This window comes from Streptomyces olivaceus, assembly GCF_000721235.1.
GTDB lineage: Bacteria > Actinomycetota > Actinomycetes > Streptomycetales > Streptomycetaceae > Streptomyces > Streptomyces olivaceus.
The window spans coordinates 1-13,608 of the sequence record NZ_JOFH01000036.1 but is presented as its reverse complement, the minus strand read 5'-3'; the positions used below and the strand labels follow the sequence as shown (position 1 = coordinate 13,608).

Annotated in this window: 6 protein-coding genes and 2 pseudogenes; 7 read left to right on the top strand and 1 reads right to left on the bottom strand. The window is 72.0% G+C overall.

Translation table 11 applies throughout. The annotated features are described in order from the left end of the window. Positions 1-8 precede the first annotated feature (8 nt). The 7 genes and pseudogenes from uca (at position 9) to IG94_RS0131370 (ending at position 13,059) form a co-directional block, all read left to right on the top strand. Positions 9-3,590 (top strand): urea carboxylase, encoded by a 3,582-nt coding sequence (gene uca / locus IG94_RS0131405; protein WP_031045029.1) that lies wholly within the window; start codon positions 9-11, stop codon positions 3,588-3,590. Continuing rightward, a complete protein-coding gene (gene atzF, locus IG94_RS0131400; protein WP_031045027.1) occupies positions 3,587-5,290 on the top strand; it encodes an allophanate hydrolase in 1,704 nt (567 codons plus the stop codon). The genes uca and atzF overlap by 4 nt, the downstream gene beginning before the upstream one ends. 111 nt (positions 5,291-5,401) lie before the next feature. Beyond that, positions 5,402-7,123, top strand: a complete 1,722-nt coding sequence (locus IG94_RS0131395; RefSeq protein WP_372459475.1) for a SpoIIE family protein phosphatase — start codon at positions 5,402-5,404, stop codon at positions 7,121-7,123. A gap of 85 nt (positions 7,124-7,208) precedes the next feature. Continuing rightward, a complete protein-coding gene (locus IG94_RS0131390) occupies positions 7,209-8,018 on the top strand; it encodes an SAM-dependent methyltransferase (protein ID WP_031045021.1) in 810 nt (269 codons plus the stop codon). 76 nt (positions 8,019-8,094) lie between these two features. Beyond that, positions 8,095-10,551, top strand: a complete 2,457-nt coding sequence (locus IG94_RS0131385; RefSeq protein ID WP_031045018.1) for a SpoIIE family protein phosphatase — start codon at positions 8,095-8,097, stop codon at positions 10,549-10,551. 233 nt (positions 10,552-10,784) lie between these two features. Further along, positions 10,785-11,081, top strand: a pseudogene (locus tag IG94_RS40960) (TerD family protein); the annotation flags it as partial. Positions 11,082-11,493: 412 nt separating this feature from the next. After that, on the top strand, positions 11,494-13,059 hold the full coding sequence (locus IG94_RS0131370) for an alpha/beta hydrolase (RefSeq protein ID WP_031045016.1): 1,566 nt from the start codon (positions 11,494-11,496) through the stop codon (positions 13,057-13,059). A gap of 176 nt (positions 13,060-13,235) precedes the next feature. On the opposite strand, the pseudogene IG94_RS40955 reads toward IG94_RS0131370, so the two are convergent. Then, positions 13,236-13,406 (bottom strand): annotated as a pseudogene (locus IG94_RS40955) (pirin family protein); the annotation flags it as partial. Positions 13,407-13,608 lie beyond the last annotated feature (202 nt).

The following is a 13,608-nucleotide window of genomic DNA, read 5'->3' as shown; positions in this document are numbered from 1 at the left end:
TCGTCGCCGTGTTCGACACCCTGCTCGTCGCCAATCGCGGAGAGATCGCCTGCCGCGTCGTCCGCAGCGCCCACGCCCTCGGCCTGCGTACGGTCGCGGTGTACTCCGACGCCGACCGGACCGCCCCGCACGTCCGGCTGGCCGACGCCGCCGTACGGATCGGCCCGGCGCCCGCAGCCGACAGCTACCTGCGCGCCGACCTGCTCCTGGAGGCGGCGCGGGCCACCGGGGCCGGAGCCGTCCATCCCGGCTACGGCTTCCTCTCCGAGAACGCCGCCTTCGCCGCCGCCGTGGAGGAGGCCGGCCTGGCCTTCGTCGGGCCCACCCCAGCCCAGCTGGACGTCTTCGGTGCCAAGCACACCGCGCGGGCTGCGGCGCTCGCCGCGGACGTGCCCCTGCTGCCCGGCAGCGGACTGCTGGCCGACGAGGAGGAGGCGCTGCGCGCGGCGGCGGAGACCGGTTACCCGGTGATGCTCAAGGCGACCGGCGGCGGAGGCGGCATCGGCATGCAGGCCTGTGCCGGACCCGACGAGCTGCGGGAGGCGTTCGCGCGGGTGACCCGGCTGGCCTCGGGGAGCTTCGGCGACGGCGGGGTCTTTTTGGAGCGGTACGTCGAACGAGCCCGCCACGTCGAGGTGCAGGTCTTCGGCGACGGCCACGGCGGGATCGCCGTCCTCGGCGACCGTGACTGCTCCCTCCAGCGCCGCAACCAGAAGGTCCTGGAGGAGGCACCGGCGCCCGACCTCCCCGCGCACATACGCACCATGCTGCACACGTCCGCGCGACGGCTGTGTGCCTCGGTGGACTACCGCTCGGCGGGCACGGTCGAGTTCGTGTACGACCCGGTGCGGGAGGAGGCGTACTTCCTGGAGGTCAACACCCGTCTCCAGGTGGAGCACCCGGTGACCGAAGAGGTCCACGGCGTGGACCTGGTCGCCTGGATGCTGCGACTGGCGCGCGGCGAGCGCGGCTTCCTGCACGAACCGCCCGCGCGTGGCCACTGCGTCGAGGCGCGTGTCTACGCCGAGGACCCGGCTCTTGACCACCGGCCCAGTTCCGGCCTGCTGACCCGGGTCTCCTTCCCGGACTCGGTGCGGGTGGACGGCTGGGCAGAGACCGGACAGCACGTCTCCACCGCGTACGACCCGCTGCTCGCCAAGGTCGTCGCCACCGGCCGGGACCGCGCGGAGGCTTTCGCACGGCTGGCCCGGGCCCTGGAGGAGAGCCGGGTGGACGGGGTGGAGACGAACCTCGGGCTGCTGCGGGCGGCCTGCGACGCACCGGTCGTGCGCGACGCCGGTCACACCACCGCCACCCTCGCCCACCTCGCCGACCCGCGCCCCCGCATCGACGTGCTGCGCGGCGGCGCGCAGACGACGGTGCAGGACTGGCCCGGCCGCACCGGCTACTGGGAGGTCGGCGTCCCGCCCGGCGGCCCCATGGACGACCTGTCCTTCCGGCTCGGCAACACCGCGGTCGGCAACCCCGAGGGCGCCCCCGGTCTGGAGTGCACCCTGGACGGCACGGCCCTTCGCTTCTCGCGGCCCGCCGTCGTCTGCGTCACCGGCGCCCCCTGCGAGGTCACCGTCGACGGCCGCCCCGTCGCCCAGTGGGAGCCGCTGGAGCTGGCGGCCGGGCAGGTGCTGGAGGTCGGCACGGCGCACGGCCCCGGCATGCGCACCTACGTCCTGGCCCGCGGCGGTCTCGACGTCCCCCGCTACCTGGGCAGCACCGCCACCTTCACCCTCGGCGGCTTCGGCGGACACGCCGGTCGGGCCCTGCGCACCGGTGACGTACTGCGCCCCGCCGCCCCCGCGGCCGACGCGCCCCCTCCCGCCGGGGTGCCGGACGACAGGCGTCCCCGGTTCACCGCGCACTGGCGCGTGGCGGTCAGTGAAGGCCCCCACCCGGCGCCGGACTTCCTCACCCGCGACGGCATGCGCACCCTCTGCACGGCGCGGTGGAAGGTCTCCGCCCAGTCCGCCCGCACGGGCGTGCGGCTCGTCGGCCCCCGCCCGGAGTGGGCCCGTCCGGACGGCGGCGAGGCCGGCCTGCACCCCTCCAACGTCCACGACACCGCGTACTCCGTGGGCGCCGTCAACCTCACCGGCGACACCCCGGCCATCCTCGGCCCGGACGGCCCGAGCCTGGGCGGATTCGCCTGCCCGGTCACCGTCGTGCGGGGCGAGCGGTGGAAGACCGGGCAGCTGCGGCCCGGGGACACCGTGCGCTTCGTACCGGTCACCGAGGAGACGGCCGACGCCCTGCGCCGCACTCCGGCCCCGGTCCTCCTCCCCGCGCCGGGCGTCCCCGACGGCGACGACGGTGTCCTCGCCCGCCGCCCGCCCACCGCGACCGCACCGGAGGTCACCTACCGGCGCGGTGCCGAGGACAACCTCCTCGTCGAGTACGGTCCGATGACCCTCGACCTCGCCCTGCGCATGCGGGTCCACGCCCTGGCCGAGCACCTGCGTGCCCTCGCCCCGCGCGGCCTCGTCGACGCCACGCCGGGCGTGCGCTCCCTGCACCTGCACACCGACCCCGACGTCCTGCCCGTACGGGTCCTCCTCGGCCTGCTCCAGGAGGCGGAGGAGCAGCTGCCCGCGACCGGTGACCTGACCGTCCACAGCCGTGAGGTGCACCTGCCGCTCTCCTGGGACGACCCCACCGTCGACGAGGCCATCGCCCGGTACAGCGCTTCCGTCCGCGACGACGCACCGTGGAACCCCTCCAACATCGAGTTCATCCGCCGCGTCAACGGCCTCGACAGCACGGAGGCCGTGCGCCGCACCGTCTTCGACGCCCAGTACCTGGTCCTCGGCCTGGGCGACGTCTACCTCGGCGCCCCCGCCGCCACACCCGTCGACCCGCGTCACCGGCTGGTCACCACCAAGTACAACCCAGCCCGCACCTGGACCGCCGAGGCCGGTGTCGGCATCGGCGGCTCCTATCTCTGCGTCTACGGCATGGAGAGCCCCGGCGGCTACCAGCTCGTCGGCCGCACCGTCCCCGTCTGGGGCGGCCTGCGCCCGCCCCGCTCGTTCGCCGACGGGACCCCATGGCTGCTGCGGTTCTTCGACCGCATCGTCTGGCACCCGGTGTCCGCGGCCGAACTCCTGGACGTACGGGCCGACCTGGCCTCCGGGCGGACGGAGCTGGACATCCGTCCGGGCACCTTCTCGCTCGCCGAGCACGAGGCCTTCCTGCGCGCGAACGCCGAGGACATCTCCGCCTTCCGCACCCGCCAGGCCGCCGCCTTCGAAGCGGAGCGCCGGGCGTGGGAGGCCGCCGGCGAGTTCGCCGACCGGGCGGAGCCGGAGCCCGCCGCGGGCGCCGCGCCGCCCCTCGCGCTGCCGCCGGGCGCCCGGGTGGTCGAGGCCCCGCTCAGCTCCACCGTGTGGAAGGTCGAGGTGGAGCCCGGCACGCGGATCGAGCCGGACCACCCCCTGCTGGTCCTGGAAGCCATGAAGATGGAGGTCGTGGTCAAGGCCCCCGCCCGCGGCGTCGTCGCCGACGTGCTCGTCACCCCCGGGCAGCAGGTCGACGCAGGCACCCCGCTGGCCGTCGTCGTACGAGAGGAAGCAGCGTGACCCAGAGCTGCGCGGCCCGCGTCGCCGCCGCCCACCGCCGTATCAGCGAGTGCGACCGGCCGGAGGTGTGGATCACCCTCAGATCCGAGGCGGAGACCCGCGCGGACGCCGAGACGGTGGACGCCAGGGCGGCGGCCGGCGAGGAGCTGCCGCTGGCGGGTCTCGTGGTCGCCGTCAAGGACAACATCGACGTCGCCGGCCTGCCCACCACGGCGGGCTGCCCCGCGTACGCGTACACACCGGCGGTCTCCGCCCCTGCCGTGCGGCGGTTGACCGACGCGGGCGCGATCGTGCTCGGCAAGACGAACATGGACCAGTTCGCCACCGGCCTGGTCGGCACCCGCAGCCCCTACGGCGCGGTCCGGGGCGCGCTGCGCCCGGAGAAGATCTCCGGAGGCTCCAGTTCCGGCTCCGCGGTCGCGGTCGCCCTCGGCATCGCCGACATCGCGCTCGGGACCGACACCGCCGGCTCGGGCCGCGTCCCGGCCGCCCTCAACGGCATCGTCGGCGTGAAACCCACCCTGGGCCTGGTCCCCACCACCGGCGTCGTCCCGGCCGCCCGCTCCTACGACGCGGTCACCGTCTTCGCCCGCACCCTCGCCTGCGCCCAGCGGGCCCTGGCCGTCATGACCGGCCCGGACGACGGCGACCCCCGCGGGCGCACCTGGCCCGAGGACGTACGCCTGTCGGCCCCGCCCCGGCCCCGGATCGCCCTCCCCCGCGACGAGGACCTCGCGCCGCTCTCCCCCGACGCACGGGCCGCGTTCGCCGCCGCCGTCAAGCGGCTGGAGGCGGCGGGCGCCACCAGCACCGTCCTCGACGTCTCCCCCTTGCTCCGGGCGGCCCGGCTGCTCTACGACGGCGCCCTGGTGGCCGAACGCTACGCCGCCGTCGGCGAGTTCGTCGCCCGGGATCCGTCGGCCGCGGACCCCACGGTGGCCGGCATCATCCTGGCGGCCGCCGAACTCCCCGCCCACGCCCTCGTCGCCGACCAGGAACTCCTCGACCGGTACAAGGCCCTCGCCCACCGCGCCCTGTCCGGCTACGACGCGCTCGTCCTGCCCACCACCACCGGGCACCCCGACATCGCCACCGTGCGGGCCGACCCGGTGGCCGTCAACTCACGCCTGGGCACCTACACCAACTTCGTGAACCTGCTGGACATGGCCGCGGTCGCCGTTCCCGCGGGCGAGGCGGACGGCAGCCCGTTCGGCGTCAGCGTGGTCACGCGGGCCTTCGAGGACCAGCCGGCCCTCGACATCGCCGCCCTGCTCACCGGCGAACAGGAGCCGGTGCCCCTGCCTCGCACGGGAGTCGACCTCGCGGTCTTCGGCGCCCACCTGCGCGGCCAGCCGCTCAACCACCAGCTCACCGAGTCCGGCGCACGGTACGCGGGCGAGGTCGCCACCTCCACCGCCTACCGCCTCACCGCGCTGGACACCGTCCCCGCCAAACCCGGACTGACCCGGGTCGGGCCGTCGGCGGGAGCGCGGATCACCGGAGAGCGCTGGACCCTGTCCCCCGCCGCCCTCGGCCGCCTCCTCGCCGCCCTGCCCGCCCCCATGTCCCTCGGCCGCGTCGAACTCGCCGACGGCACCTGGGTCCTGGGCTTCCAGTGCGACCCGCACAGCGCGGCCGGCGGCACCGACATCACCCACCTCGGCGACTGGCGCGCGTACCTGCGAACAGCGGCGTCCTGACCCTGGGCACGATGATCACGGACGGCGGCGGCCCCACCTTCACGGGCGACGTGGAACCGTACATCATGACACCAGATGCCATTTCCACGCATAGGGCACATCATGTGCGTGATGGCTTGCACATCGTGTTCGAGGTCGGTCCCACAGGGCGGAGGCGATGCGGGAGAGGAGGCTTCGGTGAACGAGGACGACAGCCTCCTCAGGCGGTATCAGGCACTGTTGGGGGCTGTCCCGCAGTCGGTGTGGGTGATGTCGCCCGCCGGCGTCGTCACCCTGTTGGACGGCGGCGGCATCGCCGGGGGACTGTGGCGTCCCGACGGCGGTGCCTCATGGATGGACGCCGTGCACCCGAAGGACAGGGAGTGGTTCGAGAGGGCCTGGCTCCGGGCGACCCGCCGACGCTCCGCCCTCGACGCGACAGTGCGGGTACGGCTCGACGGATCTCCTGACCGATTCCGGTACGTCAAGATCATTGCCGCGCCCGTTCAGGACCGGAACGGGGAAGTGGAGTGGGTCGGAACCACCACCGACGCCGAGGACCACTGGCGGACCCGTATGCGGGAGAGACTGCTGGCCCGCATGGCGGCGGTACCCGCGGCACACGATCTGTCCGAAGCCTTCCTGACGACGGCGGCAGCCGTCGTGCCGGAACTCGCCGATGCCGTGGCCATCTTCCGTGTACGGAACAGCGTCGAGGCCGACGTAGCCTCCTCCGGCGGCCTTGCGACCGCGGCATCGCCCGAGCGGGTGGAACTCGCCCCCGGGCTGCCTCCCCTGCCGCCCCTCGACGACGACCTTCTGCTGGGGCCGGTCGCCCGGGAGGCCGTCGACAGCCAACAGGCGCGGCTCCTGGTCCTCTCTCGACAGGGAGCGCCGCCGGAGGGGCTGTCGGACGCCTCCCTCCAGTGGTTGAGGAAGGCCCGCGCGACCGGCGTCGCGCTGATTCCCGTACTGGTCGACGGCCAGGCCGTCGCGCTGGCGACCATCGCGACCTGCCGGGGCAACCCGCCCCCGGACGAGGCCGACCTCTCCCTGCTGCAGGATGTCTTCCAGCAGATGAGCGGGCCGTTGCGCCGGACCATGGAACTGCAGAACATCCGCGACAAGGCCCTCGCGCTGCAGCAGTCGTTCCTGGCGGCCCCTCCTGCCACCGACGGGCTCGCCATCACCGCGCTCTACCGGCCGGCGGACTCGGCGGCTGAGGTCGGCGGAGACTGGTACGACGCCGTGCGCCTCTCGACCGGATCCCTCGCCGTCTCCATCGGCGACATCGCGGGCCACGACCTGGACGCTGCCACCGCGATGGGACGGGTCAACAGCATCCTGAGGGGGCTTGCCTACGACAGCGGCCCTGCCGCCAGCCCTGCGGTCACCCTGAGACGGCTGGACCGCATCGTGCAGGCGCTCGACAGCCCCTCGATGGTCACGGCGGTGCATGCGATCATGCGCCGGCAGACGGACGGCGGCTGGCGCGTCGCTCTGTCCAATGCCGGCCACCCGCCGCCCCTGCTGATCCCCCGCGACGCTCCGTCCCGCTACGTGCACGGCCTCACGGCTCCCGACCCGCCTCTGTGCGTCGCCGACACCCTCGTCCGCACCACCCTTCACACGGTCCTGCGAGAGGGAGACGCCCTGGTGCTCTACACCGACGGGCTCGTGGAGAGACCGGACACCGACATCGGGGACAGCCTCCGTCGCCTGCGCGAACAGACTGACGCACTGGTTCGCCAGGGCCTTCCGCTCCCGGCCCTGATCAGCAGACTCCTGCCGTCCGTCCAGAACCGCCGCGACGACATCGCCGTCATCGCTCTGCAGGCCCGGCCGGACGGGTGACAGCGCACACCGGGACTTTCCCGTCCCCGCCCCGCATCGCGTTCACGGCGTCGAACAAGCCGTACCCGACCGAAGGAGGCCCAGCATGAGCACCCCGCGCGGCCGGCAGAGCCGACTTACCACTTCCCGCGCCCATTCCGCCCGGGTCTACGACTACATTCTCGGCGGCAAGGACCACTATCCGGCAGACGCCGAAGCCGGCGACGCGATGTGCCGCCACTGGCCCGCCCTGCCCGTCCACATGACGGAGAACCGCAGGTTCATGCACCGCGCCGGCCGCTTCCTCGCCGAGGAATGCGGCATCCGGCAGTTCCTCGACATCGGTACGGGGCTGCCGACCTCGCCCAACCTGCACGAGGTCGTGCAGGCGGCGGCACCCGAGTCCCACGTGGTGTACGTGGACAACGACCCCATTGTGCTCGCCCACGCGCGCGCCCTGCTGCAGAGTTCACCCGAGGGCGCCACCGCGTACGTCGACGCCGACATGCACAACCCCGACGCCATCCTCGGCAGCCAGGAGTTCCAGGATCTGATCGACCTGGAGCAGCCCGTCGGTCTGATGGTGATCGGCATCATGCACTTCATCCTGCCGCCCGACGACCATCGGCTGATCGGGCAACTGCTGGATCCGCTGCCGCCCGGCAGCTGTCTGGCCATGACCATCGGCACCGCGGACTTCGCACCCGAGGAGGTCAACCGGGTGGCTCAGGAATACCGCCGGCAGGGCATGCCCTTCGTCCTGCGCGATCTGGCCTCCGCCACTTCGTTCTTCGACGGCCTGGAGCTGCAGGAACCGGGAGTCACGCAGGCCCACGCCTGGCGCCCCGGACCGGAACAGGACGGCGTCGACGGCCGGGACGTCGCCATGTACGGCGCTGTGGCCAGGAAACCCTGAACGGCTCCGGCGCCGGGAGTCCCCGTCTGGCGTTCTCTGATTGTCGGCCCACTCGCCGATGCCCCAGGCTGGGGACGTGAGCACTGTCGGTTACGGACAACCCTCCCGGAGCGGCGGCGACCCCTGGGGCCTGGTTCCGGACGAGGCGGCCACTGCCCGTGTCCTCCTGGACGGCTCCGGCCGGATCACGCACTGGAACGACGGTGCCCGGCGGCTGCTGGGTCACACCGCGGCGCAGATGCTGGGCCGCCCGGCCGCCGAGCTGCTCGCCGATCCCGTCGCCGCCACCGCCCCGGCCCGCGACGAGCGGTGGACGGGCACCGTGGATCTGCGGCACCGCGACGGCCGGCGGCTGACCGTACGGCTGCTGGTCCACCGGCTCGGGCCGCACGAAGGTCACCCCGACGGATGGCTGCTCGTCAGCCCGCTGGCCGGCACCGAGCGCACGGAGAAGGACGACCAGCTGCCCCGCCTGGCTTTCCTCTACGCGCCCAACGCCCTCGCCCTGTACGACACCGACATCCGGCTGCGGCGCGCCAACCGTGCGATGGAGGAGGTCATCGGGCTCTCCGAGGACGAGGCCCGAGGGCTGCGGCTGTCGGAAATCGGCGGCAAGCCGCAGAGCATCGAGCTGGAGGAGCAGCTGCGCCAGGTGGTGGAGAGCGGCCGGCCCAGGGACGTCCGAACCCGGCTGCGTACCGGGGGCGAGTCGCGAGAGCACGCCTGGCTGGGACGGATCGCCCCGGTGTGGGACGCACGGGTCGGACTGGTGGCGGTCGTGCTGTCCGCCGTCGACGTCACCGGCGAGGATCGGGCGCAGGTCCGGCTCCAGCTGGTCAACGACGCCTCCCGGCGGATCGGCAGTACGCTGGAGACCGCCCGCACCGCCCAGGAGCTGGTCGACGTGTGCGTGCCCCGACTGGCCGACTTCGGCAGCGTGGACCTACTCGCCACCCCGTACCTGCACGGCGACGCCCCGCCGTCTCTGCAGAACGGCGTGCTGACCCTGCAACGGGTCGCGCACCGCTCCCTCCGGGAGGCCACCCCCGAGGCATTGGTGGAGACCGGGCAGGAGTGGGACCACGCCGTCGCGTCCTCAATGGTGCGGGCCGTGCTCGCGGGTGAGTCGGTGGTGCTGTACAAGGACGATCCGGCCTTCCACGCATGGGCGGAGCAGGAACCGCTGCGGGCACGGTACGCCAGGGAACTGGGGGTGCACTCCATCCTGTCCGTGCCCCTGTCGGCGCGCGGAGTGACGCTGGGGGTCGCGCAGTTCCTGCGGTACCGGCGCCCGGATCCGTTCGCACCGGACGACGTACTGGTGGCGCGGGAGATCGTGGCACGGGCGGCGGTGTGCCTGGACAACGCGCAAAGGTTCACCCGGGAGCGGGAGACCGCGCTTGCGCTCCAGCACAACCTGCTGCCGCAGAGGCTGCCGCAGCGCAGCGCCGTGCAGGTCGCCTCCCGCTATCTGGCGGCGTCCGGGCGGACCGGGGTGGGCGGCGACTGGTTCGACGTGATCCCGCTGTCCGGCGCACGGGTGGGCCTGATCGTGGGCGACGTGGTGGGGCACGGGGTACAGGCGTCGGCGACCATGGGGCGGCTGCGTACCGCCGTACGCACGCTCGCAGACGTCGATCTGCCGCCGGAGGAGCTCCTCACCCACCTGGACGATCTGGTGCTTCGCCTCTCCGAGGAGACCGGGGGCGATGAGACGGACGGGGACGTCGGGACCACCTGTCTGTACGCGGTCTACGACCCGGTCACCGGCACCTGCACGGTGGCCAGGGCCGGGCATCCGCCCCCCGTCCTGATCGACCCCGCAACGGGCGGGGCCGTCACCATGGAGCTGCCCGCCGGGCCGCCCCTGGGCCTGGGCGGGCTGCCGTTCGAATCGGCGGAGTTCTCACTGCCCGAGGGCTCGGTGCTGGCGCTGTTCACCGACGGCCTGGTCGAGCGCCGCGACCGGGACATGGACGAGGGCTACCGCCTGCTGCACGAGGCGCTGGCCGCACCGGCCGTCTCGCTCGACGCCCGGTGCGGGGCGGTCGTCGAGGCGCTGCTGCCGAGCGGGGCGCCGGGCGATGACGTGGCCCTGCTGATGGCGCGGACCCGGGTCCTTGACGCGGCGCACGTGGTGACGTGGGACATCCCCGACGACCCGGCGAGCTGCGGGACCGCCCGCAAGGACGTCGACGGGCAACTGACGCGGTGGGAGCTCCAGGAAGCGGTGTTCACCACTGAGCTGGTGGTCACCGAGCTGATCTCCAACGCCATCCGGCATTCGTCCGGCCCCATCCGGCTGCGGCTGATCCTGGACCGCACGCTCATCGTCGAGGTCTCCGACACCAGCAGCACCGCCCCCCATCTGCGCCGGGCGGCCCTGTTCGACGAGGGCGGACGCGGGCTGATGCTGGTGGCCCAGCTGGCCCAGCGCTGGGGCACCCGGCACTCGGCCGACGGCAAGACCATCTGGGCGGAACTCCAACTGCCGGACGACTATGTGAAGTTCGCCGGGCCGGCTGCTCGCTGAACAGATCCGGCGCCCTACCGCAGGTCAGCGTACCCTCCCCCGCGGTTTCAGCGGCACCTTCGGCAAAATCAGCATCGAAACACTCAGCGCAGGCGAGATCGCGAAGGCTTCGTACGCTCCAAGACTCGGCTGCAGGGGGCCTGCCATCCCGAAGCTCGAGGACCGCTGGTCGCGTGCCCCCAATCGTCTGAAATCGGTGCGAGATTCACTCGCCCACTTCAATCGTCATACAGATCGCCCTCAACCTGGCTTCCCTGCCGCCCGCGACGCGCAAGGTCGTCATCGCAGCGGCCATAGACGGCGCCGCCACCTTCGGGGCGGTCGGTGCAATCCAGATCGGTGCCGCCCTCGGCAGTAGCGGGGCAGCGCGCGCCCGGGCCACTTTGGACGGCGCCACCACCGAACGCACCATGCTGCTCGCGGAGATCTACCGCAGAGGCCCGGACTGGCGCCTACGCGCCGTCGGCCAGGGCTACGACCACGGCCTCGACGCCCTCGCACGCGGGTACGGCGTCGACATCACCGACTGAACGCCGGTGCCGGAAGCAGAGATCTGTCTGTCCGTACTGCCGGGTAAAGCCCGACGACGCGGTGCGAGCGTGGATCCAAGCCGGGGCACCGGCATGCTCATGGCCGACCCGGCGGGCAGGCGCCAGGGACCTGCGATGCGCTGCTGGAGTTCGGCGAGCCGGTAGGCGATCTCCGCGTCCGAGTCCGCCAGTTCTGCTCCCTTGGGTGCACCGTCTGCCGGTAACTGCTCCCTCTCTGTGTAGCTCAGCGAGTCGTGCGCGCTGTCATCGCTTCCCCATTACATCCGTCACTCGCACCGCTGACGGACGTCACTCGTCACGGCCCCGGCTCCTGGGAATCATGGATTTCTAGGTCACCCCCCCCTTGGCGAGCGGGAGGCCGTTCTCGCGCACTCGCCTTTTAAGGAGAAGCATGCGTACCCGTGCCCGCGTCCATCGAACAGCAACGGTCGGTGTGACACTGCTGCTAGTGGGGATGCTCGGCGCCTGCACGTCGTCGAGCGCGGACAAGTCGTCGCAGGAGACCTCGCAGGAGCTGCGGCGTTTCTACGAACAGGAGCTGGCCTTCGAGCCGTGCGAGCCCTATGCGAGCAACGAGACCGATGCGGAGCTGTTCGCGAACGACCAGTTCGAGTGCGCCCGCATGGAGGCGCCAATGGACTATGAGGACCCGGGTGGCGAGACGGTGTCGATCGCGCTGCTGCGGGTGCCGGCGAAGGGCGGGGAGCCGGTCGGGTCGTTGATGACCAATCCGGGCGGCCCGGGATACGCGGGCATGAGCTTCGCCCCGCTGATCGCTGCGATGGCACCCGACAGCCCGGTCCTGGAGCAGTTCGACCTGATCGGCATCGACCCGCGCGGCGTCGGCGCATCCACCCCCACGCTGGACTGCTACACCGACGCCGAACGCGAGAGCGACGAGATGTCGGAGAAGACGACCAACGTCGCGAGCTGGACAGAGGAGGAGACTCGGCAGTGGATGCAGCAGTGCGCCGAGCGCACCGGGAGTAGGGAGTTCCTTTCCCACGTAGGCACTCGCGACGCCGCGCGTGACATGGACGTGCTGCGGGCGGTGCTGGGCGACGACAAACTGAGCTACTTCGGGGCGAGTTACGGCACGCGGCTGGGAGCGGTCTACGCCGAGATGTTCCCCGAGAACGTCCGCGCGCTCGTTCTCGACGGGCCGATGGACCCCTACGCGGGTACCGTGGAGCGGCGTAAGCAGCAGTACACCGGCGTGCAGCGGTCGTTCGAGCTGATGGGCGCTTCGTGCACGGAAATGCCGGACTGCCCGCTCGGTTCCGACCCCGAGGCGGTGACCGAACGGTTCCAGGAGATCGTCCAGCCCCTGATCGACGAGCCGGTCCCGGCCGGGGACGGGCGAGTCCTCAGCTTCTCCGACGCGATCGACGGGGTCGTCGCAGGGCTGTACTCGGAGGCGAGCTGGCCCACGATCATCAAGGGCATCCGCGAGGTGCAGAACGGACGCGGCGACGCCCTGATCGGACTGCACGACGCCTATTACCAGCGGTATGCCGACGGCACCTACAGCAATGCCCTCGAAGCCACCGAGGTCATCAACTGCCTGGACGAGGAACGGCACACCCCGGAACAGGAGTCGAAGCTCAGGCGCACGATGACCAGGATCGCCCCGTTCCTCGACACCGGCCGACCGCTGGACGACACCCGGAACATGTGCGAGGCGTGGCCCGTGGAGCCGACCCTGGGCTACCCCTACGCCACGGAGATCAAGGGCCTGCCCGACACGTTGACCGTCGCCGTCACGGGCGACCCCGTGGCCCCGTACAAGGAAGGCACCCACCTGGCCGAGGCGCTGGAAGGCAGCCTGCTCACCGTCGAGGGCGAGCAGCACGGCGCCGCCCTGATCGCCGGCAATACCTGCGTCGACGACGCCGTCGCCGACTACCTCGTGAACCTCACCTCCCCGCCCGCGAGCGCCCGCTGCACCTTCGAATGACCCGTGAAAAAGCTTCCGACCCGTAGTTTCGGGATGGCGAGTTCCGGGTCACCGGCCTTCATACGGATGCAGCCTTGCACTGCACCGAGTCGCCCTTCTGCCAGCGTGGAAACCGGGTGGAACGACTCCCGAGCGTGTACCACTCGCCGGCAACCGACCTCAGGCATTGCCGCAGGTCAACGGGTTCTCCCGCGAGGCTTCAGTGGCACAGCCGGTAGCTCGGGGGCGGGGAGTGGGGCGCCGTCGTACCCCTTGACCTCGCCGAACCGGGAGCCTTCCATCCAGTCGCGGCGGGCCTGTTCGATCTCCTCCTGGGAGCGTCCGATCCAGTTCCAGAACATATCGAGCCCTGCACTCATAACCGCAGGTCAGCGGCATGCCACACCTCTGACTCCCAGCAAACCGTCAGCATCGGTCATGGAGGAGTCAGCAACATGGGTTCTGCTGCCCTGGTTCGTGGGATGGGGTCGTTTTTCAAGGGGTGTGAGCATCCGCGGTCGCGGTGGTCGAAGTGCCCGCACCCGTACAGGGTCCGCTATCGGTCGGCAG

Bases quoted from the DNA above. Each gene is read 5' to 3' on its own strand.
- IG94_RS0131395 (WP_372459475.1), top strand. From the start codon at position 5,402: ATGGCTTGCACATCGTGTTCGAGGTCGGTCCCACAGGGCGGAGGCGAT.
- IG94_RS0131390 (WP_031045021.1), top strand. From the start codon at position 7,209: ATGAGCACCCCGCGCGGCCGGCAGAGCCGACTTACCACTTCCCGCGCC.
- IG94_RS0131370 (WP_031045016.1), top strand. From the start codon at position 11,494: ATGCGTACCCGTGCCCGCGTCCATCGAACAGCAACGGTCGGTGTGACA.